Source organism: Burkholderia sp. LS-044 (genome assembly GCF_004803625.1).
Taxonomy (GTDB): Bacteria; Pseudomonadota; Gammaproteobacteria; order Burkholderiales; family Burkholderiaceae; genus Burkholderia; species Burkholderia cepacia.
Map to the genome: position 1 here is coordinate 859,695 of NZ_SSWO01000001.1, position 26,867 is coordinate 886,561.

Annotated in this window: 26 protein-coding genes; 9 read left to right on the forward strand and 17 right to left on the reverse strand. The window is 67.6% G+C overall.

The annotated features are described in order from the left end of the window. The first annotated feature begins 208 nt into the window (after positions 1-208). A complete protein-coding gene (gene phaZ / locus E9536_RS03900; protein ID WP_136469298.1) occupies positions 209-1,573 on the forward strand; it encodes a polyhydroxyalkanoate depolymerase in 1,365 nt (454 codons plus the stop codon). Positions 1,574-1,679: 106 nt separating this feature from the next. Here the strand turns inward: phaZ and E9536_RS03905 are convergent, their stop codons facing one another. From E9536_RS03905 to kdpA, 12 genes are all read right to left on the reverse strand, one after another. After that, entirely contained in the window at positions 1,680-2,147 is a 468-nt protein-coding gene (locus E9536_RS03905; protein WP_059693867.1) for a DUF3761 domain-containing protein, read from the reverse strand. 61 nt (positions 2,148-2,208) lie between these two features. After that, positions 2,209-2,346 carry an HHHH-motif protein gene (locus tag E9536_RS41300; protein ID WP_021157327.1) on the reverse strand — a complete coding sequence of 46 codons (138 nt, stop codon included), beginning with the start codon at positions 2,344-2,346 and terminating at the stop codon, positions 2,209-2,211. Between the two features lie 331 nt (positions 2,347-2,677). Next, complete coding sequence (locus E9536_RS03910) at positions 2,678-3,112, reverse strand: cupin domain-containing protein (RefSeq protein ID WP_136469299.1); 435 nt, start codon at positions 3,110-3,112, stop codon at positions 2,678-2,680. A gap of 74 nt (positions 3,113-3,186) precedes the next feature. After that, positions 3,187-3,954 (reverse strand): ATP-binding cassette domain-containing protein, encoded by a 768-nt coding sequence (locus tag E9536_RS03915; protein ID WP_027790954.1) that lies wholly within the window; start codon positions 3,952-3,954, stop codon positions 3,187-3,189. Between the two features lie 33 nt (positions 3,955-3,987). Then, positions 3,988-4,701 carry an ABC transporter permease gene (locus E9536_RS03920; protein WP_011355969.1) on the reverse strand — a complete coding sequence of 238 codons (714 nt, stop codon included), beginning with the start codon at positions 4,699-4,701 and terminating at the stop codon, positions 3,988-3,990. Continuing rightward, positions 4,698-5,387 carry an ABC transporter permease gene (locus E9536_RS03925; RefSeq protein WP_027790953.1) on the reverse strand — a complete coding sequence of 230 codons (690 nt, stop codon included), beginning with the start codon at positions 5,385-5,387 and terminating at the stop codon, positions 4,698-4,700. Before E9536_RS03925 ends, E9536_RS03920 begins: the two co-directional genes overlap by 4 nt. A gap of 159 nt (positions 5,388-5,546) precedes the next feature. Further along, a complete protein-coding gene (locus E9536_RS03930; protein WP_136469300.1) occupies positions 5,547-6,320 on the reverse strand; it encodes an ABC transporter substrate-binding protein in 774 nt (257 codons plus the stop codon). Positions 6,321-6,620: 300 nt separating this feature from the next. Next, positions 6,621-7,373: a response regulator gene (locus E9536_RS03935; protein WP_059684591.1), complete on the reverse strand. Its 753-nt coding sequence runs from the start codon at positions 7,371-7,373 to the stop codon at positions 6,621-6,623. Next, positions 7,370-9,076 (reverse strand): DUF4118 domain-containing protein, encoded by a 1,707-nt coding sequence (locus tag E9536_RS03940; protein WP_136469301.1) that lies wholly within the window; start codon positions 9,074-9,076, stop codon positions 7,370-7,372. Before E9536_RS03940 ends, E9536_RS03935 begins: the two co-directional genes overlap by 4 nt. A gap of 80 nt (positions 9,077-9,156) precedes the next feature. Further along, complete coding sequence (gene kdpB / locus E9536_RS03945; protein ID WP_211097453.1) at positions 9,157-11,181, reverse strand: potassium-transporting ATPase subunit KdpB; 2,025 nt, start codon at positions 11,179-11,181, stop codon at positions 9,157-9,159. Positions 11,182-11,264: 83 nt separating this feature from the next. Continuing rightward, positions 11,265-11,963, reverse strand: coding sequence for a potassium-transporting ATPase subunit KdpC (gene kdpC, locus E9536_RS03950; protein ID WP_211097452.1), 699 nt, complete (start codon positions 11,961-11,963; stop codon positions 11,265-11,267). A 10-nt stretch (positions 11,964-11,973) separates the two neighbouring features. Then, a complete protein-coding gene (gene kdpA / locus E9536_RS03955; protein ID WP_021157335.1) occupies positions 11,974-13,677 on the reverse strand; it encodes a potassium-transporting ATPase subunit KdpA in 1,704 nt (567 codons plus the stop codon). Here kdpA and E9536_RS42020 point away from each other — a divergent pair. From E9536_RS42020 to hutC, 4 genes are all read left to right on the forward strand, one after another. Continuing rightward, entirely contained in the window at positions 13,676-14,080 is a 405-nt protein-coding gene (locus E9536_RS42020) for a hypothetical protein (RefSeq protein ID WP_247873408.1), read from the forward strand. The two genes, kdpA and E9536_RS42020, sit on opposite strands and share 2 nt — an antisense overlap. A gap of 152 nt (positions 14,081-14,232) precedes the next feature. Further along, complete coding sequence (locus tag E9536_RS03965) at positions 14,233-14,547, forward strand: hypothetical protein (protein ID WP_081072736.1); 315 nt, start codon at positions 14,233-14,235, stop codon at positions 14,545-14,547. A 152-nt stretch (positions 14,548-14,699) separates the two neighbouring features. Beyond that, a complete protein-coding gene (locus E9536_RS03970; protein ID WP_136469303.1) occupies positions 14,700-15,827 on the forward strand; it encodes a porin in 1,128 nt (375 codons plus the stop codon). Between the two features lie 180 nt (positions 15,828-16,007). After that, positions 16,008-16,703 carry a histidine utilization repressor gene (gene hutC, locus E9536_RS03975; RefSeq protein WP_060065241.1) on the forward strand — a complete coding sequence of 232 codons (696 nt, stop codon included), beginning with the start codon at positions 16,008-16,010 and terminating at the stop codon, positions 16,701-16,703. A gap of 15 nt (positions 16,704-16,718) precedes the next feature. Here the strand turns inward: hutC and E9536_RS03980 are convergent, their stop codons facing one another. Beyond that, positions 16,719-17,960: a glycosyltransferase gene (locus E9536_RS03980; protein WP_136469304.1), complete on the reverse strand. Its 1,242-nt coding sequence runs from the start codon at positions 17,958-17,960 to the stop codon at positions 16,719-16,721. A gap of 94 nt (positions 17,961-18,054) precedes the next feature. On the opposite strand from E9536_RS03980, the gene E9536_RS03985 reads away from it, so the two are divergent. Together E9536_RS03985 and E9536_RS03995 are read left to right on the forward strand one after the other, a co-directional pair. Further along, entirely contained in the window at positions 18,055-18,675 is a 621-nt protein-coding gene (locus E9536_RS03985) for a TetR/AcrR family transcriptional regulator (RefSeq protein ID WP_136469305.1), read from the forward strand. Between the two features lie 251 nt (positions 18,676-18,926). Next, a complete protein-coding gene (locus E9536_RS03995; RefSeq protein WP_136469306.1) occupies positions 18,927-19,280 on the forward strand; it encodes a hypothetical protein in 354 nt (117 codons plus the stop codon). Between the two features lie 37 nt (positions 19,281-19,317). Here E9536_RS03995 and E9536_RS04000 read toward each other — a convergent pair whose 3' ends face one another. The 4 genes from E9536_RS04000 to E9536_RS04015 all read right to left on the reverse strand — a co-directional run bounded on the left by E9536_RS04000 (position 19,318) and on the right by E9536_RS04015 (position 23,403). Continuing rightward, a complete protein-coding gene (locus E9536_RS04000; RefSeq protein WP_136469307.1) occupies positions 19,318-20,145 on the reverse strand; it encodes an alpha/beta hydrolase in 828 nt (275 codons plus the stop codon). Between the two features lie 109 nt (positions 20,146-20,254). Then, positions 20,255-21,172, reverse strand: a complete 918-nt coding sequence (locus tag E9536_RS04005) for a LysR family transcriptional regulator (RefSeq protein ID WP_021157347.1) — start codon at positions 21,170-21,172, stop codon at positions 20,255-20,257. Positions 21,173-21,357: 185 nt separating this feature from the next. Beyond that, entirely contained in the window at positions 21,358-21,603 is a 246-nt protein-coding gene (locus E9536_RS04010) for a DUF3717 domain-containing protein (RefSeq protein WP_042973317.1), read from the reverse strand. Between the two features lie 264 nt (positions 21,604-21,867). Next, positions 21,868-23,403, reverse strand: a complete 1,536-nt coding sequence (locus E9536_RS04015) for an amino acid permease (RefSeq protein WP_027790938.1) — start codon at positions 23,401-23,403, stop codon at positions 21,868-21,870. 606 nt (positions 23,404-24,009) lie between these two features. Here E9536_RS04015 and E9536_RS04020 point away from each other — a divergent pair. Both E9536_RS04020 and E9536_RS04025 read left to right on the forward strand, forming a co-directional pair. After that, positions 24,010-25,542, forward strand: a complete 1,533-nt coding sequence (locus E9536_RS04020) for a sensor domain-containing diguanylate cyclase (RefSeq protein ID WP_136469308.1) — start codon at positions 24,010-24,012, stop codon at positions 25,540-25,542. A 163-nt stretch (positions 25,543-25,705) separates the two neighbouring features. Continuing rightward, a complete protein-coding gene (locus tag E9536_RS04025) occupies positions 25,706-26,776 on the forward strand; it encodes an FUSC family protein (protein WP_136469309.1) in 1,071 nt (356 codons plus the stop codon). Positions 26,777-26,867 lie beyond the last annotated feature (91 nt).

A 26,867-nucleotide genomic window follows, 5' to 3' on the forward strand; every position in this document is an offset into this window, starting at 1 on the left:
ATGCCGGTGCCGCGGATTCGCCGAACCGGCGCGGCAACGCACGCTGTCGCGGCGCCAGACCGGCGCCGCAACGCATCGCACGCGCCTGCCGGTTCTCGCGTGCCGCCTGCGGCGCCGCGCTTCCGAACCGCGTGCAACGCGCGTGCCAGCCGCGGGCTGGCACATGGCTTGCCTCGTTCGATGCAACGCGGCACAACGAGCAACGGCCATGAATCTGCTTGCCTATCCGTTCTATCAATGGTCTGCCGAATGCGTGCGCCCGGCGCGCGCTTGGGCCGCGGCCGCCCGCGCGACGATGTCGCTGTGGCCGCCCTCCACCGCGACGCCGACCGGCCGCATGCTCGACGCGCTGTGCGAACTGCTCGAATGCTGCGCGTTCTCGCACCGGCGTCCGCCGTTCGGCATCGCGTCGGTCGTCGTCGACGGCAAAACGGTGCCGGTCGTCGAGGAAGCCGCCGCGGCCACCCCGTTCGGCACGCTGCTGCATTTCCGCAAGGCGCTGCCGGTCGCGCCCCAGCCGCGTGTGCTGATCGTCGCGCCGATGTCCGGGCATTTCGCGACGCTGTTGCGCGGCACCGTGCATACGATGCTGGCCGACCACGACGTGTACATCACCGACTGGCACAACCCGCGCGACATCCCGCTGACGGCCGGACGGTTCGGCTTCGACGAATACGTCATGCACGTGATCGACTTCATCCGCCAGATCGGGCCGGACGCGCACGTGCTCGCGGTCTGCCAGCCGACCGTCGCCGCGCTCGCGGCGGTCGCGCTGATGGCCGCCGGCGGCGATCCGGCGCAGCCCGCGAGCCTGACGCTGATGGCGGGGCCGATCGACTGCCGCGTGAATCCGACCAAGGTCAACGCGCTCGCGACGAGCCAGCCGATCGAATGGTTCGCGCGGAACCTGATCAGCGTCGTGCCGGCGGGCTTCGTCGGCGCGCAGCGATGCGTGTATCCGGGTTTCGTGCAGGTCGGCGCGTTCATGTCGATGAATCCCGATCGCCACGCGGCGTCGTTTGCCGACCTGTATTACGAGCGCGCGAAAGGCGACCCGGCGAAAGCCGACACGCTGCGGCACTTCTACGACGAATACTTCGCCACCGCCGATCTCACCGCGGAGTTCTATCTGGAAACGGTCGAGAAGGTATTCCAGCAATACGCGCTCGCGCGCGGCGAGCTGACGGTCGGCGACCGGCTCGTCGAGCCGGCGGCAATTCATCGCACCGCGCTGTTGACGATCGAAGGCGAGAAGGACGATATCTGCGCGGTCGGCCAGACGGTCGCCGCGCAGGAGCTGTGTTCGGGATTGCCGCCGTACCTGAAGACGCACCACGTGCAGACCGGGGCGGGCCACTACGGCGTGTTCAACGGCAGCCGCTGGGAAACGCAGATCTATCCGATCGTGCGCGCGACGATCCATGACAACGAGCCGTACGATCGCACCGCGGGCGCGGAAGGCGACGCGGACGGCACGCACTACGTGACGCTGCGCGCGCTGCTCGATGCACGCGCAGCGGCGCACGACGGCGCGACCGATACGACCGCCGCGGCGTCGGATCAAGCCCGCTGAAACCGGACGGCGCTGAAAACGAATCGCCCCGCCGAGGTTGGCGGGGCGTGAGTAGCCGCAGCGTGCGGACGACGCGCGACGAAGCGGGCTCGCGCGTCGGCCTGCGTTACGAACAGGCCTTGCCGTGCGACGCGTGGTAGCCCTTCGCCTTCGCATCGGCTTCCGACATGTAGCTGCCGTGCTTCGTCTTGCCGTAATACTTGTCGGTCGAGCAGTGATAGACCTTCGTGCTGTCGTTGACCCACACCTTGCCCGGGCCGCCGCCCGGCGCTGCCGCCGCGGTCGTCGCGGCCGCGCTCTTCGCCGGCGCGGTGCCGGATGCAGCAGCAGCGGAGGCCGCCGTTGCGGGCGCCGCGGCCGGTGCGCTCGCGGCTGCCGCCGACGAGGCGCCGTACCAGGTCTTCACGCCCTTGTGGCCCGCGCATGCGCCCTTCTTCGACGCGCCCGAGTAGAACGAGCCGTCCTTGCACAGACCGGTCGTGCCGGCCGGCGCGCTGGCCGGCACCTGCGCGAACGCACCGATCGACAACCCCATGCCGGCGACCAGCGCGGCGATCAACATCGTTTTTTTCATGATCCTCTCCTGATTTGCCTGACTGAAGAATGCGTTCCGGGTCGCCCCGGAAAATTCGCGCTTACCGCACCCAGCGGCACACGCGATGGTGGTGATGATCGACGTGGCACACACGATGCGAATGCGCTTCGGCAAGCGCCGGAACAAGAACCGCACATGCCACTGCGGTAGCCGTCAGGATCTTCGCGATGCGCTTCATGAAACTCTCCCGGGTAGGTCAACCGGCGATCCGGCTGGTACCTCCTTAACGCCGGTCGTCGGCAGACCGTGCACCGCTTCCACGCGCAATTGACGATCTTTGACATCGCGGCGCGGCCAGCGCGTCGAAGCTGACGAATGACTTTCTTTTCTTTCCGGATCTTCAGCTTCTCGACCGTTCGGAATTCGAAAGAACGTTGCCGAGGAAGGGGAAACGTGTCGCAGGCGTGATCGGTACGCACGGAAGCTTCCAGGAAGCGCGCAACAAAAAACCGCCCGAAGGCGGTCTGATGCAAGCGTGCGCGTGATGCGCGCCCAGGGCAACCGGGCAGCTACGCGCCCGCCTCCCCCCAAGGCGTCGGCGGCGGCACGGCGCACGGCCCGTCGACGTCGATCGACTTGAAATCGGCGGGCCCGACGATCTCCAGGTATTCCATGTCAGGCGAGTAGTCGAACAGATAGTGGACGATCCCCGGCGCCTGATGCACGCAGTCGCCGGCCGCCACCAGCGTCTCCCGTTCACCGTACATGAAGCGCGCCCAGCCCTTCAGCATGATCACGATATGGAACTCGGCCTCGTGACGGTGCCAGCCGGTGCCCACCTCCGGTGCATGATTCGCCCTGACGAGTTGCGCGACGACCTTGCCGTTCGTCGCAGCCGCGATGCCGAGATCGCGATACAGGAAGAAGTCGCGCAGGCCTTCGCCGCGATACGCGGTGTCCTGCGGCTTCACGTGGGAAAAAGCGGTGGTGGTCTGCTCGCTCATCGCAGTGCTCCTTCATCGAAAGGATCCCGCGTGACAAGCATTTAGCGTTCCACCCTGCACCACCGCCCGCCTGCTTACTTCAGCCGCCCCGACAGGAACTGCCCGAGCCGTTCGCTCTTCGGATTCACGAGAATCTCCTGCGGATTCCCTTCCTCCTCGATCTTTCCCTGATGCAGGAAGATCACGTGATTCGACACGTTGCGCGCGAAGCCCATCTCGTGCGTGACGACGACCATCGTGCGGCCTTCCTCGGCGAGCTTCTGCATCACCTTCAGCACTTCGCCCACCAGCTCCGGATCGAGCGCCGACGTCGGCTCGTCGAACAGCATCACTTCCGGCTCCATCGCGAGCGCGCGTGCAATGGCCACGCGCTGCTGCTGGCCGCCCGACAGGTGCGACGGATACATGCCCTCGACGCGCGGTGCGAGGCCGACCTTCTCCAGGTACTTGCGCGCCCGCGCGATCGCCTCGTCCCTGCTCACCCCGAGCACGGCCATCGGCGCTTCGATCACGTTCTCGAGCACCGTCATGTGCGCCCACAGGTTGAAGTGCTGGAACACCATCGACAGCTTGGTGCGCATCCGCTGCAGCTGCTTCTGGTCGGCCACGCGCAGCGAGCCGTTGCGGTCGCGCGTGGTCTCGATCGGCTCGCTGCCGATCGTGATCTGCCCCGAGCACGGCTGCTCGAGGAAGTTGATGCAGCGCAGGAACGTGCTCTTGCCGGAGCCGCTCGAACCGATGATGCTGATCACGTCGCCGGCCTTCGCCTTCATCGACACGCCCTTCAACACCTCGTTGTCGCCGAACTTCTTGTGCAGGTTGTCAACGGTAAGCTTGTACATGCTGGGTCCTTCCTTGCGAATCTTGCGAATGCGTTAATGGCCGCGCGGCGAGAGGTACGCGAGCCAGCGCGTCTCGAGCTTGCGGAACGCCCAGATGAGCGTGAACACGACGACGGCATACAGCACGGCCGCGATGCCGTAGGCCTGGAACGACATGTACGTCGCCGAATTGACGTCGCGCGTGACCTTCAGGATGTCGGGCACGGTCGCGGTGAACGCGAGCGTCGTCGCGTGCAGCATCAGGATCACTTCGTTGCTGTAGCTCGGCAGCGAGCGGCGCAGCGCGGACGGCAGGATGATCCGCGTATAGAGCTTGAAGCGCGACATCCCGTAGGCCATGCCGGCCTCGATCTCGCCGGCCGACGTCGCCTTGATCGCGCCCGCGAAGATCTCCGTCGCATACGCGCATTCGTTCAGCACGAACGCGAGCAGCGTGCAGTTCATCGCGTTGCGGAAGAACGTGTCGAGCAGCACGTGGTTGTGCACGACCTGCAGGCTGTAGATGCCCGTGTAGCACATCAGCAGCTGCACGTAGAGCGGCGTGCCGCGGAACACGTACGTATAGAGCCACACCGGGCCCGAGATCCAGCGGTTCGACGACGCGCGCGCGATCGCGAGCGGCACGGCGAGCGCGAAGCCCAGCGCGATCGACACGACCAGCAACCACAGCGTGATCGCGAGGCCGCTGAAGCGGTAGCCGTCGGTGTAGAGATAGCTTTGCCAGTACTGGCTGACGAGTTCGATCACAGTGCGAGCCTCCGGACGCCGACGGAATAACGCTTCTCGAGGTGATGCAGCACGACGTTGGACACCGTCGTGATCGCGAGGTAGATCGCGCCTGCCGCAAGCGTGAAGAAGAAGAAATCGAGCGTGCTCTTGCCCGCGTCCTGCGACGCCTTGACGACGTCGGCGAGGCCGATGATCGACACGAGCGCGGTGGCCTTCACGAGCACCTGCCAGTTGTTGCCGATGCCGGGCAGCGCGAAGCGCATCATCTGCGGGAACAGGATGCGGCGGAACACGCGCCAGCCGCTCATCCCGTACGCGAAGCCCGCTTCGAGCTGGCCGCGCGGCACCGACAGGAACGCACCGCGGAACGTCTCGGTGAAGTACGCGCCGTAGATGAAGCCGAGCGTGATGACGCCCGCCACGAACGGGTCGATGTCGATCTGGTCCCAGCCGAGCATGTCGGTGAAGTTGTTCAGCAGGATCTGGATCCCGTAGAACAGCAGCAGCATCAGCACGAGATCCGGCACCGCGCGGATCAGCGTCGTGTAGAAGGTGCCGATCGACTTGAGCACGCGGTTCGTCGACAGCTTCGCGCTCGCACCGATGAGGCCCAGAACGAGCGACGCGGCCAGCGACAGCACCGCGAGCTTCACGGTCTCGACCGTGCCGGCCCACAGAAGCGGGCCAAATCCTTGGAAGATCATAGAAGGGATCCAGAACGAAGTGGCTGGATTGTCAATAGCCATTAACCGCGCATCAAACGATATCTGCGCACTACCTGATGCGACCCGCTCATCAAGCCGGACGCATCCCGCGACGCGGATTGCACCCGGCAACGGATGCGGCGCGCGCCGCACGGACGGTCAGCCGCCGTAGACGTCGAATGCGAAGTACTTCTTCTCGAGCTTCTTGTACGTGCCGTCCTTGATGATGTCGGCGATCGCGCGGTCGATCTTCGCCTTCAGGTCGGCGTCGTCCTTGCGCAGCCCGATGCCGGCGCCGTTGCCGAGCGTCTTCGGATCGTCGATGTCCTTGCCGGCGAAATCGAAGCTCGCGCCGCGCGGCGTCTTCAGGAAACCGATGTCGGCCTGCACCGCGTCCTGCAGCGCCGCGTCGAGGCGGCCCGACATCAGGTCCTGGTACACGCCGTCCTGGTTCTGGTAAGGCACGACCCGCACGCCCTTCGGCGCCCAGTACGTCTTCGCGTAGGTTTCCTGGATAGTGCCCTGCTCGACGCCGACCGACTTGCCCTTCAGCGATTCGGCCGTCGGCTGCAGGTTCGCGCCCTTCTTCGCGACGAGGCGCGTCGGCGTGTTGAACAGCTTGTCGGAGAACGCGATCTGCTCGGCACGCGCCGGCGTCATCGACATCGACGACAGCACGCCGTCGAACTTCTTCGCCTTCAGCGCGGGAATCATCCCGTCGAAGTCGTTCTCGATCCACACGCACTTCGCCTTCAGGCGGGCGCAGATCTCGTTGCCGAGATCGACGTCGAAGCCGACGACCTTGCCGCTTGTGTCCTTCGATTCGAACGGCGGATAGCTGGCGTCGACGCCGAACCGGATCGTCGACCAATCCTTGGCGTGGGCACCGACCGCGATGCAGGCAAGGGCAATACTGAGCGCGAGTTTCTTCATGGCGTTCCTGTCGTGGACGAACTGGGCAAGGGTCCCGTCGGACAGCCCGCACCGGCGCGGCCGGCACGGCGCCCCGCCGTGAACCCTTCCAACCCGGGCATCGCCTCGTCCGGCGACCGCCCAAGTTGTACATACAACTTTGCCCGCGCAGGCGCACCACCAGCAATCCGTGTTTATCTCTAATTGTCGGCGGATTATGGCCGTGGGTCGTAAATTCCCTTCAATTTCAATTAATTACGAATTACAGCGAGCTAAACGACAGCTTTCTCCGCGCGCAGGCTGGTGGCCGGGAGCGGGTTTTCACCTGTCTAGACCTGTCGACGCCGCATCACGCTGCCCGTCCGTCATGCCGACCGTTTCCAGACCGACCAGCCGGTAGCCGAACTGCAGTTCCGTCAACAGGTGCCGCGGGCGTGCCGGCACCGGTTCGAGCTTCTGCCGCAGGTTCGTCATGTACACGCGCACGTAGTGCGCGCGTTCCGCGTCGTGGATCCCCCACACCTCGGCCAGCAATTGCCGCGCGGCGACCACGCCGCCGCGCGCGCGAATCAGCGCGGCGAGCAGCCGGAATTCGAGGCGCGTCAGATGAACCGGTTCGCCGCCGCGGGCGACTTCGTGCTTGCCGAGATCGACGGTCACGTCGCCGAAGCGCACGATCGACGACGATTGCCCGTCGGCCGACACGAACGCCGCGCGCCGCAACTGCGCGCGCGCCCGCGCGAGCAGTTCGGGCACGCCGAACGGCTTCGGCAGGTAATCGTCCGCGCCCGCGTCGAGCGCCGCGACCTTCTCCACCTCCTGCTGCCGCGCCGACAGCACGATCACCGGCACCGTCGACCATTCGCGCAGTTCGCGGATGAACGTCTTGCCGTCGTCGTCCGGCAGCCCGAGATCGACGATCACGAGATCGGGCTTGCTGCTCGACGCGTACATCCGCGCCTCGCGGGCCGTCGACGCCTCGCAGGTGTCGAGCCCCTCCTGTTCCAGTGCCATCCGCACGAAACGGCGGATGTCCGATTCGTCCTCGACGATAAGTACGCGCGATCTGATCATGTCCGGCTCTCGTGTTCGATGTCGGGCGGCGCACCCAGTGGCAGGCGAATCTCGAACCGCGCGCCGTGCGGATCGAGCGGCACCGCGCGGATCGAGCCGCCGTGCGCGTTGACGATGCTGCGGCACAGCGCGAGCCCGAGCCCCACGCCGCTGATCGACGATTCCTTGCGCTCGCGCTCGAACGGCTCGAACAGCGGCTCGGTGTTGCGCGCGACGAAGCCGGGCCCGTCGTCCTCGACGAACACGTACAGCGTTTCGCCGAACACGCGTGCGCGCACCGCCACGGCCGCATCCGCGCCCGCGTACTTCGCCGCGTTGTCGAGCAGGTTCATCAGCACGCGCTCGATCAGCAGCGCGTCGACGTCGATCAGCGGCAGGTCGGCCGGCAGGTCGGCGCTCACGTCGCGGCCGGCCAGCACGCCGGCCGAATGCGCGAGCGCGCTGCCGACGATCTCGTCGAGCATGTGCCACTCGCGATTCAGGCGCACGCCCTCGCTCTGCATGCGCGCGAGGTCGAGCAGGTTCACGACGAGCCCGTGCAGCGCCTCGGCCTGGTTGCGGATGCCGTGCGCGAGCGCGGCCGGCTGCCCGTCGGCCAGCCGCTCGGGCCGCTCCAGCGTCTCGGCGAGCCCGCGGATCGCGGTCAGCGGCGTCTTCAGGTCGTGCGACACGGCGGCGAGCAGCGCGTTGCGCAGCCGCTCGCCTTCGATCCGGACGAGCGTGTGCTGCGCGACGCCGACGTAGTGCACGCGTTCGAGCGCCATCGCGATCGACGAACACAGCGCGTCGATCAGGCGGCGATCGTCGGGATCCGTGGGTACCGGCTGCGCGTCGCCGAACAGCACGAGCACGCCGCGCACGCGCATCGGCGCCTTCAGCGGCAGGTACTGCGCAGCCGCGCGCTCGAACGGCGGCAGCCCGCAACCGGCGCCGCGCGCATGCTCGTAGGCCCAGCGCGCGATCGGCGCTTCGACGAACGCGGCGTGCGGCGCCGGCATCAGACGGTCGTCCGCATCGGGCAGCACGAGCGCGACGCGCACGCCGAGCAGCGGCGCGATCGTGCCGGTGCAGATCGATGCGATCTGTTCGGTTTCAATCGCCGCCGACAGGTCGTGCGCGACACGCGCGAGCGCGGCCGAGCGCTTCTCGTTCGCGCGCGCGGCCCGCGCCTCCGCGCGCAGGCGTGCCGCGAGCTGGCCGATCGCGAGCGCGACGGCGAGCATCAGTGCGAACGTGAACACGTACTGCGTATCGGACACCGCGAACGACAGCCTCGGCTCGACGAAGAAGAAGTCGAAGCAGCCGACGCAGACGAACGCGGCCCACGCACCGGCCAGCCGGCCGAGCCGCAGCGCGATCAGCACGACGGTCATCAGGAACAGCATCACGACGTTCGACAGGTCGAACACGCGCAGCAGCGCGCTCGCCGCCAGCGTCGCCAGCGCGCACACGAGCGTGGCGAGCAGCAGCGGCACCGCGTACTGCGACATCCACACGTGCGTGCGCGGGCGCGCCTCGCGCACGGCCAGCGCCGGCCGCGTATCGGGCCCCGCGCCCGCGATGCGGTCGGCCAGCGCCGCGCACGCGCGCAGCACGGCTCGCCAGCGGTCGCGGCACGCGCCGGCCCCGCTGCGGCGGGCAGCGATGTCCCGCCGCCTCGTTGCCCGTCGATTCGCATCCTTCACGTTCACATTCACATCCATGATCGCTTCCGGCAATTGAAACGCCGAACGGCCCCGCGCACGCCGCGAAGGCGTGAGCGGGGCCGCGACGGCGCGTTCGGTCAGATAAACGGCGTCAACAGCATGTCGATCAGCTTGATGCCGATGAACGGTGCGACGATTCCGCCCACGCCGTAGATCAGCAGGTTGCGCCCCAGCAGCTTCCCGGCCGGTTCCGCGCGATACTTCACGCCCTTCAGCGCGAGCGGGATCAGCGCGACGATGATCAGCGCATTGAAGATCACCGCCGACAGGATCGCCGACGTCGGGCTGTGCAGGCCCATCACGTTCAGCGCGCCGAGCGCCGGATAGGTCGCGACGAACGCGGCCGGGATGATCGCGAAATACTTCGCGAGATCGTTGGCGACGCTGAACGTGGTCAGCGCGCCGCGCGTCATGATCATCTGCTTGCCGACCTCGACCACCTGCATCAGCTTCGTCGGGTTGCTGTCGAGGTCGACCATGTTGGCCGCCTCCTTCGCCGCCTGCGTGCCGCTGTGCATCGCGACGGCCACGTCGGCCTGCGCGAGTGCGGGCGCGTCGTTGGTGCCGTCGCCCGTCATCGCGACGAGATGGCCCTTCGCCTGGTGCTCGCGGATCAGCCGCAGCTTGTCCTCGGGCGTCGCTTCGGCCAGGTAGTCGTCGACGCCGGCTTCCGCCGCGATCGCGGCCGCGGTGAGCCGGTTGTCGCCGGTGATCATCACGGTCTTCACGCCGACCTTGCGCAACTCGGCGAAGCGCGCGGCGATCCCGTGCTTGACGATGTCCTTCAGCTCGATCGCGCCGAGCACGCGGGCGCCGTCGGCGACGACGAGCGGCGTGCCGCCGCGCCGCGCGATTTCGTTGACGGCCGTCTCGACCGCCTGCGGAAACGCGCCGCCGAGCGCATCGATGTGTGCGCGGATCGCCGACGCCGCGCCCTTGCGCACCTGCCGCCCGCCGATATCGAGGCCGCTCATCCGCGTGCGCGCGCTGAACGGCACGGCAATACCGTCGTCGATCGTCTTGCCCTCCAGCGAGAACCGCTGTTTCGCGAGTGCGACGATCGAACGCCCTTCGGGCGTCTCGTCGGCAAGCGACGACAGCTGCGCGGCCTCGGCCAGCGCACGCTCGTCCACGCCGGGCGCCGGCCGGAACTGCACGGCCTCGCGGTTGCCGAGCGTGATCGTGCCGGTCTTGTCGAGCAGCAGCACGTCGACGTCGCCGGCCGCCTCGATCGCGCGGCCCGACGTCGCGAGCACGTTCGCGCGCATCATGCGGCTCATCCCCGCGATGCCGATCGCCGACAGCAGCGCGCCGATCGTCGTCGGGATCAGGCAGACGAGCAGCGCGATCAGCACGGTCAGGCTCACCGCCGAACCCGACGCGTTCAGCAGCACGCTGAACTGCGAGAACGGCAGCAGCGTCGCGCACACGAGCAGGAAGATGATCGTCAGCGCGACGAGCAGGATCGTCAGCGCGACTTCGTTCGGCGTCTTGCCGCGCTTCGCGCCCTCGACCATCGCGATCATCCGGTCGAGAAAGGCCTCGCCCGGCTGCGCGGTGATCTTCACGACGATCCAGTCGGACAGCACGCGCGTGCCGCCCGTCACCGACGAGAAATCGCCGCCCGACTCGCGGATCACGGGCGCGGATTCGCCGGTAATCGCCGATTCGTCGACCGACGCGACGCCGTCAATCACTTCGCCGTCGGCGGGAATCGTGTCGCCGGCCTCGACGAGCACGATGCTGCCGGCCGCGAGTTCGTCGCTCGGCACGCGATGGCTGGTGCTGCCGTACCGCTTCGGCTCGTCGAGCACCTTCGCGTACACGCGCTTGCGCGCCGCGCGCAGCGCGTCGGCCTGCGCCTTGCCGCGCCCTTCGGCCAGCGCCTCGGCCGCGTTCGCGAACAGCACGGTGAACCACAGCCAGCACGCGACCGCGAAGATGAAGCCGGCCGGCGCATCGCCCGTGCCGGTCAGCGCCTGCAGCCACAGCACCGTCGTGACGATGCTGCCGAGATAGACGACGAACATCACGGGATTCTTCAACTGCACGCGCGGCGCGAGCTTGCGGAAGGCCTCGCGCAGCACGGCCGTCCGGCGCATCGGCGGCACGGCGCCGACCGGGATCGCCGCCGGATTGATCGGGGTTTCGATATGGGACATGAGTGACTCCGTGGTTCCTGCCATTACTTCGCGCCGGCCGCCTGGCCGAATGCGCGATCCAGCGCGAGGTTCAGGTCGAGCACGCGCACGCGCGGTTCGCCGAGCACGCCGAGCTGGCGCGGCGATGCGACGCGTTCGACCAGCGCCGCGACCTGTGCGGCATCGACGCCGCGTGCCTGCGCGACGCGTGCCGCCTGCAGCCGCGCGTTCGCCACCGAGATCTCGGAATCGAGCCCCGATGCCGACGCGGTCACGGCATCCGCCGGTACCGGCGTGCCGGCGGCGAGCGCGTTCTCCTGCCGGTACGCGCGTACCCGCTGCGCGATATCCGCGAGCAGCTTCCTGCTGGTTGCCCCCTGGTTGCTGGCGCCGCTGCCGGCCGCGTTGTACGGCTGTTCGACCGTCTTCGACGGATCGGCCGGATCGGTGCCGGTCGTCGCGCTCGGCCGCCCGTGGAAGTAGCCGGCGCGCGTGAAGGACTGCCCGATCACCGTCGAGCCGATCGTCGTGCCGTTGCGCTCCACGAGACTGCCGCGCGCCTGCGACGGGAACAGCGCGTTCGCGACGCCCGTGGTGAGCAGCGGATACGCGATGCCCGTGACGAGCATGAACAGCACCGACGATGCGATCACGGGCCGCACGAGGCCGCGCGTCGCCGCGCCGAACGAAGAACCGGGTGCCGGCGCGGCGGCGGCCGCTGCCTGGCGATTGCCTTGCATCATGATGTTTTCCTCAGAACAGTTGGCCGCCCGACATCAGCAGGTGCTCGACGACCGGGCCGAGCGCGAGCGCGGGCAGGAACGTGAGGCCGCCGACGACCAGGATCACGAAGACCAGCAGGCCGGCGAACAGGCCCGTCGACGTCGACAGCGTGCCCGCGCTTTCCGGCACGCTCTTCTTCGCGGCGAGGCTGCCCGCGACCGCGAGCATCGGCAGCAGCGTCAGGTAGCGGCCGATCAGCATCGCGAAGCCGATCGTCGTGTTGAAGAACGGCGTGTTCGCGTTCAGGCCCGCGAACGCGGAGCCGTTGTTGGCGGTGCCCGACGTGTACGCGTACAGCACCTCGCTGAAGCCGTGCGGGCCGAGGTTCGCGAGGCTGTCCATCGTCGAGTGCAGCATCGCGGCCAGCGCGGTGAAGCCGAGGATGCTGAACGGATGCGCGAGCACCGCGAGCATCACGAGCTTCATCTCGCGCGCCTCGATCTTCTTGCCGAGGAATTCCGGCGTGCGCCCGATCATCATCCCGACCAGGAACACCGTGAGGATCGCGAACGTGAACAGGTTGATCAGCCCGACGCCGTCGCCGCCGAACACGTTGTTCAGCATCATCTGCGCGATCGGCACGAGGCCGCCGAGCGGCGTCAGCGAGTCGTGCATCGCGTCGACCGAGCCGGTGGTCGCGGCGGTCGTGACGGTGGCGAACAGGCTCGTCTGCGCGATGCCGAAGCGCATCTCCTTGCCTTCCATGTTGCCGCCCGGCTGCGCGGCGCTCATCTGCTGGTCGACGCCGAGCCCGGCCACGAGCGGATTGCCGTGCTGCTCGGCCGAATAGATCACGGCGAGGAAGCCGACGAACATCACGACGAACGCACCGAGGATCACCCAGCCCTGGCGGCGCCGGCCGATCATCGTGCCGAGCGTGTACGTCAGCGCGGACGGAATCAGCAGCATCGACAGCATGTGCAGCGTGTTGGTGAGCGGCGTCGGGTTCTCGAACGGATGCGCGGCGTTCATGCTGAAGAAGCCGCCGCCGTTCGTGCCGATGTGCTTGATCGATTCGAGGCTGGCAACGGGCCCCGTCACGATCTGCTGGCGCGCGCCTTCGAGCGTGGTCGCCCACGCATCGGACGCGAGCGTCTGCGGCATGCCCTGCCACACGTACACGAGCGCCATCGCGAAGCTGAGCGGCAGCAGCACGCGATAGGTCACGCGCGTGAAGTCGACCCAGTAGTTGCCGATGTCCGCCGCGCTCTTGCGGCTCAGCCCGCGGATGAAGCCGCCCGCGGCCGCGACGCCGGTCGCCGCGCTGGCCACCATCAGGAACGTGATGACAGCCATCTGCGAGAAGTTCGACAGGCTGCTCTCGCCCGCGTACGCCTGCCAGTTCGTGTTCGTGATGAACGACGCGGCGGTGTTGAACGCGAGGTCGGGGCTTTGCGCGGCGCGCTGCAGCGCATCGAACGGCAGCGTGTCCTGGATGCGCAGCAGCAGATAGCCGAGCAGCATCATCCCGGCATTGCTGAGCAGCAGCACCATGCCGTAGCGCTGCCACGACATCGCTTCGTCGGGATTCACGCCGAGCAGCGCATAGGTACGGCGTTCGACCCACGCGTGGCGCGGGCTCGTAAAGGCGTGCGCGAGCCATTTCCCGACGACGGGCACCAGCGCCAGCATGATCGCGAGAACGATCGCGAATTGAATGAGATTGTTGAACATGTCGACGCTCGCTCAGATCCGGTCAAGGCCGGTGATGAAACCGGCCGTCAAGGCAAAGAACGCGAGCGTGAACAGAATGAAAAGCAGATCGCTCATGACATTCACCGATATTTTTCGAATTCCTGTTGAATCGCGCCGATCAATACCGCTCGGGTTTGATCAATGCATGAAACAGATAGATAAAGAGCGCGAGCGACAGCGCGCCGGTGATCCACAACATGGCTTTCCCCCTTTTTTCATATGCGCGGCGACACCGCGCGATCGTCGGCGTGGCGGGCCTTGCCTTGCCGGCGCAGGCCCGTGTGACGCCCCCATGCTCGTCTGGCGAATGGGATGCGACAGTGTAGAAATCCGCGTATCAAAGCGGTGTTCAATTTCTTTACAAGGAATAAAAAAGCCGTAAAGAAGAAAGCCGGCCGACGGGGCATTTTTATGCGTTCTTTTCAGGGCCCGCGCGAGTCTATACACCGTATCGTCACCGCGATTCCTAGAATGGGCGGCATGTCAAAGACGAGATCTCCGCGGTGCGGAGCACGATGCGACCGGGGTGCCAGCATGAAACCGACCAGAACCGAAATCGCCGCTTCACGCGCTCTGTCGCCCGCTCGTTCGCGGCGCCGGTACCCCGCCGACGAACGCGTGCTGCTGTCGATCCGCGTCGAATCCGACAACCTCGCCGTCGTGCGGCGCCTGCTGCACCAGGCGGTCGGCGCCGCGCTCAATTTCTACACGGCCGCGATCGACAAGCGCACCGGGCGCGCCTGCATCGAGCTCGAGGTCGCACGGTCGCAGGCATCGCCGGCCATCCTGTCGATCCTCCGCCTGCTGCCGGCCGCCGAGTTCGGCACGATCCGCCTGTTGCAGCACTAGCGGCGTTCGCCGCGGCCGCGCGTGACACGCGTCACGCGCCGCCTCCCATTTTCAACGATTCATCGATTCATCGATTCGAACGCGTGTTCCGGCGCGAACGCGCGACGAATCGTCGTTCCCGTCGCGACGGGCCTTTCCAGGAAGCACTCGCAATGAAAAAAGCAGTCGTCGGTACCCTTTCCCTCGCATTCTTCGGCGCCGCCGCGCATGCGCAAAGCAGCGTCACGCTCTACGGGATGCTGGATGCGGGCATCGCCTATACGAACAACCAGTCGGGCAAAAGCGCGTGGCAGCAAGGCAGCGGCCTGCTGTCGAATACGGTCTTCGGCCTGAGCGGCAACGAGGATCTCGGCGGCGGCCTGCATGCGCTGTTCCGCCTCGAGAACGGCTTCAACCTGAACAACGGCACGCAGTCCTACCGGAACACGATGTTCGGCCGCCGCGCGTACGTCGGCCTGCAGAGCGACCGGTACGGTGCGGTGACGCTCGGCCGCCAATACGATGCCGTGGTCGACTACCTCGGCCCGCTCGCGATGGCGAACAACGGCGACGGCAACAATCTCGCGTCGCATCCGTTCGACAACGACAACATCGACGATTCGTTCTACATCGACAACGCGGTGAAATACACGAGCCCGACGCTCGCCGGCTGGCAGTTCGGCGGCCTGTACGGGTTCAGCAACGCGGCCGGCGGCTTCGCGAACAACCGCTCGTACAGCGCGGGCGTGTCGTATGCGAACGGGCCGGTCAGCCTCGGCGCCGCGTACCTGCAGCTCAACCGCGGCGGGCTGACGGCCGGCGGCGCGCTGTCGACGAACGACGGCCCGAACTTCCCGGCCGTGCGCCAGCGCGTGATGGGCGCGGGCGGCAGCTACGCCTTCGACCGGCTGACGGTCGGCGCGCTGTGGACGCACTCGATGTTCGACGAAACGGCCGCGTCGTCGCTGCCCGGCGCGCTGAACGCGCTGCGCTTCGACAACTTCGAGGTCAACGCGCGCTACACGCTGACGCCGGCCGTCTCCTTCGCGGGCGCCTATACGTTCACCGACGGCCGCTACGACGACGCCACCGGCAGCCACCGGCCGAAATGGCACCAGGTGACGCTGATGGCCGACTACGCGCTGAGCAAGCGCACCGACGTGTATGCGGAGACGGTCTACCAGCACCAGTTCGGCGTGCCGTCGGGCGCGACGCTCGGCTTCGCGAACGTGACGGGGCTCGCGGCTTCGTCGACCAACACGCAGGTGGTCGCGACGGTCGGCATCCGGCATCGGTTCTGACCGCGCGGACTGCCGCGGGCCGGCCGCTCTGTGCAATCCCGCATGGACGCGCGCCGGCCGAACAGGGATCATTCGGGAAATCCGGGCCCGCACGCCCGCGAAACCGGTACACTCGGCGCCGGGCGCGCGCCGGATCGGCATTCGGCGGCGGGCCGCCGCCGACTCTGGAACCGTGATCCCATGACCACACCGATCTATCAGGAAATCAAGGACTTCATCCTCGCGCGCATTCATGCCGGCGAATGGGCGGAAGGCGACCAGGTGCCGTCGGAGAACGAACTCGCGCGCGAATTCAACGTCGCGCGGATGACCGTGAACCGCGCACTGCGCGAACTGACCGCCGAGCAGGTGCTCACGCGCACGCGCGGCTCCGGCACGTACGTCGCGTCGCCGAAGTACGAATCGACGCTCGTCGCGATCCGCAGCATCTCGGACGAAGTCGCCGCGCGCGGCCACGGCTATCGCGCGCAGGTGCTGCTGGTCGGCGCGGCCGTTGCCGACGCGAAGCTCGCCGACGAACTGCAGCTCGACACGGGCAGCCCGATCTTCCATTCGCGCGTGCTGCACTTCGAGAACGACACGCCCGTGCAGCTCGAGGAACGCTGGGTCAATCCGGCCTGCGCGCCCGAATACGCATTGCAGGACTTCACGACGACGACGCCGAACCAGTACCTGACGCGCGTCGCGCCGCTGCAGCGCGTCGAATACCGGATCGAGGCCGCGATGCCCGACGCCGAAACACGCCGCCACCTGACGATGGACGACCGCGAGCCGTGCCTGCTGCTGCATCGGCGCACGTGGTCGCAAGGGATGGTCGCGTCGGTCGCCAACCTGTGGCACCCGGGCAGCCGCTATCGCTTCACCGGGCATTTCTGACGTCGACGCGCGGGCTCACCGCGCGCCCGGCCGTCCCCAGCGCTCGATCGCACTGACGGCCAGCGTCAGGCCTTCGTCCCGCGCGATGCGCGCGCCGAGTTCCGTTGCGCGCGCCTTCGTGTCGCGGCGCTCCGCGAACGCGATGGCCCGCGCAAGCGCGGCGGCGTCCACGCGCCGCCCCGCGACCGGCGCATCCGCGACGCCGAGCCGCTGCAGCCGGTTCGCCCAGAAGAACTGATCGCCCGCGAACGGCACGACGACGGACGGAATGCCGGCCCGCGCAGCCGAATGCGTGGTGCCCGACCCGCCATGATGGATCGCCATCGACACACGCGGGAACAGCCGGTCATGCGGCGTATCGCCGATCACGTGAACGTGCGCGGGCAGCATTGACGCGTCGATGCCGCTCCAGCCCGGATGGAACAGCGCACGCCGGCCGGCGAGCGCACGCACGAGTGCATCGGCCATCCCGGCACGATCGAAGCCGGCCATGCTGCCGAAACCGATGTACACGGGAGGATCGCCCGCATCGAGAAACGCCGCGAGATCAGGCGGCGGTTCCCATGCACGTGCATCGATTCGCCACTGGCCGCAGGCCAGCGCCTGCGACGGCCAGTCGGCCGGGCCCGACAGCAGTGCCGGCGACACGCCGTACAGCATCGGATGATCGGTCCACACCCGCCTGCGCGGCGGCACCCCGCACACGCTCGCGCGCGCCGCGTTCGTCGACTTCCTGAACGCCTGCCACAGCAGCGCGTTCACGAACCGGTGGCTCGCGCGGTTCAGCCAGCGCGGCACCTTCCCCGGCGGCAGGAACGGCGACGCGAATGCCGCGGTGGGCGTAATCGGGATCATGCCGGCGCCGATCGCCGGCACGCCGCGATACTCGGCAACCGACAAGCCGACGAACGATACGAGCCCCGACACGAGGATCGCATCGCACCCGGCTGATGCCTCCGCAACCTGCCGCATCCACGCGGCCGTGTTCGCATTGGCGATCGCCGCGAGCGCCTTCGACGTGTCGTTGAAGCCGCCGCGCCCGCGCACCGCATCGGCCAATGCGCCCTCCGGCGCAATCGCACGGCGGATATCGCCGGACAACGCCGCCGACGGCACGCCGAGCACGGCGGCCGAGCCGAGCGTCGCCGCGTCGGCCAGCAGCCGGACGTCATGGCCGGCATCGATCAGCGCACGGCCGAGCGCCGCGAGCGGGCGCGTGTCGCCTTCAGTACCGTAGGTGGCGATGACGAGTTTCATGCGTGACTCCTTGCGCCCGACGGAGGCAGGTGGATTCATAAAAGTGCACGTCGTATACTAATGCAATTCGTACACTTTTATCCGATCCCTCGCCATGCCGACTCCGACCGACGATCCGGGCCGCCGCGCGCGCAAGCGCATCCAGATGCTCGCGCACCTCGCCGCCACCGGCGCACGCTTGTTCGACGCGCACGGTTACGATGCCGTCACGATGGAGCAGATCGCCGCGCAGGCCGATGTCGCGAAGCGCACGCTGTACAACCACTTTGCGACGAAGGAAGCCGTGCTCGCGCACTGGCTCGAAGGCGAGCTCGCGCGCGATCTCGCCCATCTGCAGCGCGACGTCGCGCGGCGCAAGACGTTCGTGTCGCGCATCGGCTGCGTGCTCGATGCATCGGCCGCGTGGTGCGAGCAGCATCCCGCGTACCTGCTCGCGTATCTGCGCCATCGCTTCCTGAGCATCGGCGTGGCCGAACCGGAAAGCAGCAACGAGAACGGCAGCGATATCGCGCTCGTATGGCAGCAACTGATCGCAGCCGGGCAGCAATCAGGCGAACTGAACGGCACGCTGCGGGCCGACCAGCTCGCGACGTGGTTCCATCACCTGTATCTCGCGGCGATGCTGCGCTGGCTGACCGTGCCGGGCCTGTCGCTGAAACGGGAGTTCCAGGCGGTCGCGAAGCTGTTTGTCGAAGGCGCGGAAGCGAAACGCTGAACGGCGCCGGTGATGCATCGAGCGACGCAGAACCGGCCAGCGCAGCGCCTCCGGTGAATACGGTGCGATGGCGCGCGTCGCGCGGCGCATACGCATTTTTACGACGAACGCATGCATCGCATGCCAAATTTCCCGCGCGGCAGTATGCTGGCGACGTACGGCTGCGCACGACGCTTCGGGTAATCCCTGTATCGGCACATCGTCGCGCGGCCGTCGCGACCGCAATCATGCGTTGCAAGGAGGGATTCGTGATGGCAACCACGCATCAGCACTTCCACCTCGAACTACGGCACGCCACCGCGCCGACCTATTTCATCAGCTACCTGTTTCCCGCCTTGCTGTTCGTCTACGAACTGCTGCGCGTCGGCCAATGGATCCGCGATCACGGGATGCAGTTCGCCGCGTTCAAGCAGATGGGTTACGAGTATCTGCTGATGCTGCTGTTCGTCGGACTGCAGATTCTCGTCGAGGCGATCTTCCTGCTCGGCGCCGCGATGCGCCGCGACAATCGCGACTTCGAGCACCGGCTGCCGAACGTGATCCTCGGGATCGGCTGTTCGATCGCGTTGCTCGCGATCGACCTCGCGATCCAGCTCGCCTTCTGACGGCCGGCGGGCCCGCGCCCGCCGACGGCAGCCGCGCTCAGGCGAGCGCGTCGCGCAGGAACGTCGCGATGGCGGCCAGCACGTCGTCGGTCCGCTCGCGGTGCGGCATGTGCCCGCACCGGCCGAGCAACAGATACGACGACGGCCCCGCGACGCGCGCGGCGATCCGCTTCGGATGCACGTCGGATCCGTATTCGTCGTCTTCGCCGTGAATCGCGAGCGTCGCGCATTGCACGCGCGGCAGATCGTCGTCGAGACTCCAGTGGCGAAACGCGGGCGACAGCCACGTGTCGACCCACGCGCGCAGCACCCATTCGGCCTTGTCGCCGTGATAACGCGCGAGCCGGTCGAGCTGGCCCGGCTCGTCGAACTGCTGCCCCGCGTCGCGAATGCCGGCCAGCGTGCGATCCTCGACGAATGCCTGCGCGGCGATCGTCACGAGCGCACGGCAACGCGCCGGATAGGCGGCACACCCGACCGCCATCCCGCCGCCGACGCTGTGCCCCAACGCGACGAACGCATCGATATCGAGTTGGTCGAGCAATGCGGCGAACGCATGATCGGCCTCGTCGCGCACGAACGTCGTGCCGAGTTTCCCCGGGTGCCGATCCGAACGGCCGAAACCGAGGCGGTCGTAGGCGATCACGTCGCGCTGCGTGGCGCTCGCGAGCTGCGCGGGGAAGTCGCGCCACAGGTCGACGCAGCCGAGCGAATCGTGCAGCAGCACGATCGGTGCGGCCGGCTCGGGCGCGGCCGGCTCGCCCGTACCCGCTGCCCGTTGCGCCGGGCCGCCGCGCCAGCGTTTCGCAAAGAGGCGCCCTTGCGGCGTCTCGACGCTTGTCTCCTCGATCGGAATGTCGGTCATGTGCCTGTCGTCTGCATGAAAGCGGCCGCACCTCGGCGGCCTTGCCGGATCCGGCGATGTTGGCCCGCGCCCGCGCCCAGCGTCAAGCAAGCCCCCACCGCCCGCGCGTTCATTCGGGCTGCGGCGGCAGATACTCCATCTGCGCCTCGTCGTACAGCCGGTAGATCAGCGCCTGCATCGCGCGAATGTCCTCCGATTCGTCGAGCATCCGCATGCTCATGATGATCGGCGACACGAGGTTCGGATCGTCGAGCGGCTTGTAGCTGATGTCGTCGCGCTTCAGCCCGTACACGCTATGCGGCACCACCGACACGCCCTCGCCCATCGCGACGAGACCGAGCGCGATCTGCAGTTCGCGCGTCTCGTAGATCTTGCGCGGCTGCAGCGCGCGATCGTGAAAGGCCGCGAGCACCTGGTCCGCATAGCTCGGGCGCGGCGCCTTCGGAAAGATGATCAGCGTGTCGTTCACGAGATCGTGCAGCGACAGCACGGGCTTCGCGCTGTCGAGCACATGGCCGACCGGCAACGCGACGATCATCCGCTCCTCGCGCAGCACGACGCGCCGCACGCTCGGGTCCTCGTGGCGGATGCGTCCGAACCCGACGTCGATGCGCCCTTCCTTCAGCGCCTTGATCTGGTCCATCGTCGACATCTCGTGCAGGCTCAGCTCGACGGCCGGATACTCGCTGCGAAAGCGCCGGATGATCTTCGGCAGCATCCCGTACAGCGTCGAGCCGACGAAGCCGACCGACATGCTGCGTTCGATCTTGCCGACCCGCTTCGTCATCGATTCGAGCTCGGTCGTCTGTGCGAGCAGCTGCACCGCGTGCGAATAGAAGAAGCGCCCCGCGTCGGTCAGCTTCAGCGGCCGCGCGTTGCGCTCGAACAGCGGCACGCCGAGCGCTTCCTCGAGCTGCTGGATCTGCCGGCTCAGCGGCGGCTGCGCGATATGCAGCCGTTCGGCCGCCCGCGTGAAATTCCGCTCTTCGGCAACCGCGACGAAGTAACGGAGGTGTCTCAACTCCATGTTCGATGTCTCCCGGACAGCGATCCGGCGGTCAACCCTGGCCGGACGATGTCGTCACGATACCGCAGGCGGCGCAATCCGCCACGCGCGGCCCCGGCGCCGTGCCGCCCAAAGCAAAACGGGAAGCCCGCGAGCTTCCCGTTGCCTGATCGGCGCCGCGGCATGGCGGCGTCACGCGCCGTCCGTCACACCTCGGTCGCGTAGAGCGCGTCGCGCTGCGCGTCGCTCAGCGAGTCGAGCGGCACGTCCGGCAGCTGGTAGCAGATCATCGTGCCGTACAGCTCCGCGAGGCAATTGCTGCCGGCGTCGAGCGCGTAGCCGTCCTCGCCGTCAGGCGCCGGCGGGTACACTTCGCGCCACGCGTTGATCGCGGCTTCGATTCGCACGATGGAAACGGGTCCGGCCTTCCGCTCGGCGGGTGATGCGCTCATGGATTCCTCTGGGTTGCGCGCTCCGCGGGCCGTATCGGCCCGGATGGAACGATGAAAACGCCGGGCATCTCGCCGGCCGCCGCACCGCGCGCGCGCCGGATGCCGATCCGCGCTGCGCGCCCCGCGCCGGCCGGGCCGTGGCCCGGTAGGGTCGGGCAATATAACCGGCTTTGACCCCGTGCAGGCAAAAGCCGGGCAAAAAAAACGGGAAGCGCGCGGCTTCCCGTTTCGTCGCATGCCGCGCGGCTGTACGCCGCGCCCGCGTCAGCCCGCGGTTTCGCGGTTCGCCACCGGCTGCCGCTGCGCGCCGCGGCTCGCGGCGATCCACGGCGCGATTTCCATGTCCTCGTAGCGCACGAAACGGCTCTTCTTCAGGAACCGGAAGCCGAGCCACACGACGAGGAACAGCGGAATGCCGATATAGGTCGCGGCCACGCCGGCCCAGTCGATCCGGTTCGCGAGGAACGCCTGATAGTCCTGCCCGAGCGCGATCACGAGGCACAGCACGAACGCGAACAGCGGGCCGAACGGGAACCACTTCGACTGGTACGGCAGCTGGTCAAGCGCGTAACCCTGCTTCACGTACCCCTTGCGGAACCGGTAGTGGCTGACCGCGATGCCGAGCCATGCGATGAAGCCCGTCATCCCCGACGTGTTCAGCAGCCACAGGTACACGGTCTTGTCGCCGTACAGCGACGTGAAGAAGCACAGCGCGCCGACGGCCGTCGTCGCATACAGCGCGTTGCGCGGCACGCCGCCGCGCGACAGCTTCGCGAAGATCCTCGGCGCACGGCCTTCGGTCGCGAGGTTGTAGAGCATCCGCGTGGACGCGTACATGCCCGAGTTGCCGGCCGACAGCACGGCCGTCAGGATCACCGCGTTCATCACGCCGGCCGCGAATGCGAGGCCCGCGTGGCGGAACACGAGCGTGAACGGGCTCACGCCGATGTCGGTCACGTCCGTCTTGAGCAGGTTCGGGTCGGTATAGGGAATCAGCACGCCGATCACGAAGATCGCGAACACGTAGAACAGCAGGATCCGCCAGAACACCTGGCGCACCGCGCGCGGGATCGTCGTGCGCGGGTTTTCCGATTCGCCGGCCGCGACGCCGATCAGCTCGGTGCCCTGGAACGAGAAGCCGGCGATCATCGCGACGCCCATCAACGCCGGCAGGCCGCCCGCGAACGGGGCGTCGCCGATCGTCAGGTTGCCCCAGCCGTTGCCCGGCGCGCCCTTCAGAATGCCGAAGATCATCAGCAGGCCGACGCCGATGAACGCGACCACGGTGACGACCTTGATCAGCGCGAACCAGTATTCGGCCTCGCCGAAGCCGCGCACGGTCAGCGCGTTGAGCAGGAACATCACGCCGAGGAACGCCGCGCTCCACCACACGCCCGGGACGTCCGGAAACCAGTAATGCATCACGAGCTGCGCGGCGACGAGCTCCACCGCGATCGTCACGGCCCAGTTGTACCAGTAGTTCCAGCCGAGCGCGAAACCGAAGCCCTCGTCCACGTATTTCGCGCCGTAGGTCGCGAACGAGCCCGACACCGGCATGAACGCGGCCATTTCGCCGAGGCTCGTCATCAGGAAGTAAACCATCAGGCCGATCAGCATGTACGCGACCATCGCGCCGCCGGGGCCGGCCTGCGAGATCGACGCGCCGGACGCGACGAACAGGCCCGTGCCGATCGAGCCGCCGATGGCGATCATCGTCAGGTGGCGCGCCTTCAGCGCGCGATGAAGCTTGGGTGGGTTCGCGGACGAACCGGGTTGGTCGGATTTCGGAAGTGCGGACATAAACGAGACGAACGTTGAGCGGGCCGGCATCCGTAGCCGGCGCATGCGGAATCGGAGCGCGGGGCGCGTCCTACGATGCATTCGATGCGGCCCCGATACGCGTTGCGCGGCGGGCGCCTGCGGCGAAGCGCGGATTCTACCTGATTCGTCACGGGGACAGCTCGGGTGCCGCCGCCCGCGGCCGCTCCGGAGATTTCGCAGAATCAAGGGGTTGGCCGCGTCGCGACCGGTCAGGCCGGGCCGGCCGGGCCGTCGCCGCGCTCCGGTGCAAAAACCATGTACTCCGGGCGGTCATCCCGTTTTCCTCTCCCAGGTGTTTCTCCACTGCCTTGTCGCAATCCGCCAGCTACCACGCCGGCATACATAATCGCCGGGTAATTACGGGATTATTCAGACAAAATGACCGATATCGGCAATTGATTCAAATCAAATCACCCGCACCTAAAGCGGTAACGATGCGTAACCGTTTTGAATCACCGCCCCGGCATGCATGTTTTGCATGCGCACACGAATGCCTGGAATTCGCGAGATAATGCGGCCCGATTCGAAATCAACAGCGAGCGGAATCGCCAACGACGCGAAATCCGCCGCCCGCCACCCTCGAGGATGAAGTCATTCACGCTGCCCGCCACGCTGCGCCGCCATACGGCGTCGATCGTGGCACGCATTCTGTCGCCCCGCGGCGTACTCGTTGCGGGGATTTTGCTGCTGATGTTCAGCTGGGGGCTTTCCACGGCGCTTTTAATCGAGGCGCGGCGCGATGCATATGACCATGCGGTCGAAAATGCACGCAACCTGATGCTGCTGATCGAACGCGATATCGCGCGCAATATCGAGCTCTACGATTTGTCGCTGCAGAACGTCCTCGACGGCGTGGCCGATCCGGAACTGACGACATTGCCGCCCCGCCAGCGCCATCGGCTGCTGTTCGACCGCGCCGCCACCGGCGAATATCTCGGGTCGCTGTTCGTGATGGATGCGCACGGCAATATCGTGATCGATTCGAGCGCGTCGCCCGCGCGGCAAGGCAACTTTGCGGATCGCGACTATTTCACCGTGCACCGCAACGATGTCGCGCAGGGTCTCTATATCAGCCGGCCGTACGCATCCCGGCTGCGCGGCGGCGCGCTGACGATCGCGCTCAGCCGCCGGATCACGCTGCCCGACGGCTCGTTCGGCGGCATCGTCGTCGGCACGCTCAGCATCGACTACTTCCGCGCGCTGCTCGACGGCCTCGCGGTCGGCAAGCACGGCAGCGCGGCAATCGCCGAGCTCAACGGCACGCTCGTAAGCCGCCTGCCCTACGACGCGCGCGTGGTCGGCATCGACCTGCGCAGGTCGCCGCTGTTCATCGAGGCGCTGCGCAGGCGGGAAGGCGTGCTGTCGGGCGTCGGCAGCATCGACGGCGTGCGGCGCGTCTATGTTTACAAGCATCTCGCCGGCCTGCCGCTGATCGTCGACGTCGCGCCCGCCGAGGTCGACATCTACGCGTCGTGGCACCACCGCGCGATCTGGACCGTCGTGCTGATGTGCCTGTTCACCGGGTTCATCGCGTGGGGATCGCTGGCGCTGTCGCGCGAACTGACGCGCCGGCAGGTCGCCGAATCGAAGCTGTACCGGCTCGCGCACACCGATGCGCTGACGGGCCTCGACAACCGCGGCACGTTCGACACGGTGCTCGCGAAGGAGGCGCAGCGGGCGTCACGCAGCGGCCGCCCGCTGTCGGTGCTGTTCGTCGACGTCGATCACTTCAAGGCGTTCAACGACTACTACGGCCACCCGGCCGGCGACGACGTGCTGCGGCGCGTCGCGCAAACCGCGTCGCGCTGCCTGCGTCGCGACGGCGATCACGTCGCGCGCTACGGCGGCGAGGAATTCGTCGTCACGCTGCCCGACACCGATGCGCAAGGCGCGCTGACCGTCGCCGAAAGTATCCGGCGCGCGATCGCGGAGCTCGGCATCGAGCACGTGAAAAGCCCGTACGGGCGTGTCACGGCGAGCATCGGCGCGGCGACCGCCGCCGACGGCCGCCTGAACGCCGCGACGCTGCTGCGGCGTGCCGACGAGGCGCTGTACCGCGCGAAGTCCGGCGGACGCAACCGCGTGCTGGAAGCGCAGCCGGGCACCGCGGACGCATGACATCGCGCTGACGTGACGCGAAGCCGCGCGGCGGCCGACCCCGCCGGACGACCGCGCCGTGGACAGCCCTGCCGCGTTCGGCTAGCGTTACGTCTGCTGCGCATGCGGCGCGGCGCCGGCCCGCGCAGGCCGCGATGCGCGTTCCGGCCACTCCAGCTCCGTCATGACCACCCCGTTCCCTGCCCGGCTGCCTCCGCTCCTGCGCAACGCGCTCTGCCCGCTGCTCGACCCGTACCGCCGCTACCGGCACGCGAAGCTGATCCATGCGGCGCGCGTCGCGCTCGCGATTCTCGTGTCGATCGCGCTGTCCACCGGCCTGAACGTGCCGCACGGCGAGTGGTCGACGATTACCGTGCTGATCGTCGTCGGCGGGCTGCAGCATCACGGCAACATCCGCAAGAAGGCGGCCGAGCGCGCGCTCGGCACGTCGATCGGCGCGCTCGCGGGGCTCGGGCTGATCCTGCTGTATTCCGCCGCGCACGCACCGATCGCGATCTACCTGCTGATGGCGCTCGCGTGCGGCATCTGCGCGTATCACGCGATCGGCAAGGCCGGCTATATCGCGCTGCTGTCGGCGATCACGATGGTGATCGTCGCCGGGCACGGCGACAACGAGATCGTCGACGGCCTGTGGCGCGCGGTGAACGTGCTGATCGGCATCGCGATCGCGCTGGCGTTCTCGTTCGCGCTGCCGCTCTATGCGACCTACTCGTGGCGCTACAAGCTCGCCGACGCGCTGCGCGCGTGCGCGGCCGTGCATGCGCGGGTCGCGGGCGACCGCCAGGTGAGCGACGACGCGCACCTGAAGGAAATGGCCGCGCTGAGCGCGCTGCTCGTGCAGCTGCGTTCGCTGATGCCGTCGGTGTCGAAGGAATGCGAGACGTCGATGACGCAGCTCGAGGCGATCCAGCGCAGCCTGCGCCTGTGCATCGGCTATCTGGAGATCCTGTCGAGCGCGGTGCCGGCCCGCGACGACGCCGCGGCCCGCGAATACATGCGCGTCGACATGAAGGCCGTGAACCGGCGCATCCGCGATACGCTGGTCGGCGCGAGCCGCGCGCTCAAGTTCGGCACGCCGAGCCGGCTTGCGCCGCGCCGCCGGCCGGCCGACCCACCGCACGACGCACCGCCGCCGCAGCTGTCGGGCTACGTGTCGATCACGGCCAAGCTGGCCGTGGAAGTCGACCAGTTGCGCGAGAAGCTGCTCGACACCGCGCAGTCGTGGAACATCTGACGCTCGCGGGCATCCGGGCTTCACGCAGCACCTTTCATATTCCTTTCGGATCGGCGCGCCGGCATCCTGACCGCTGCAGCCCCGCCATTCG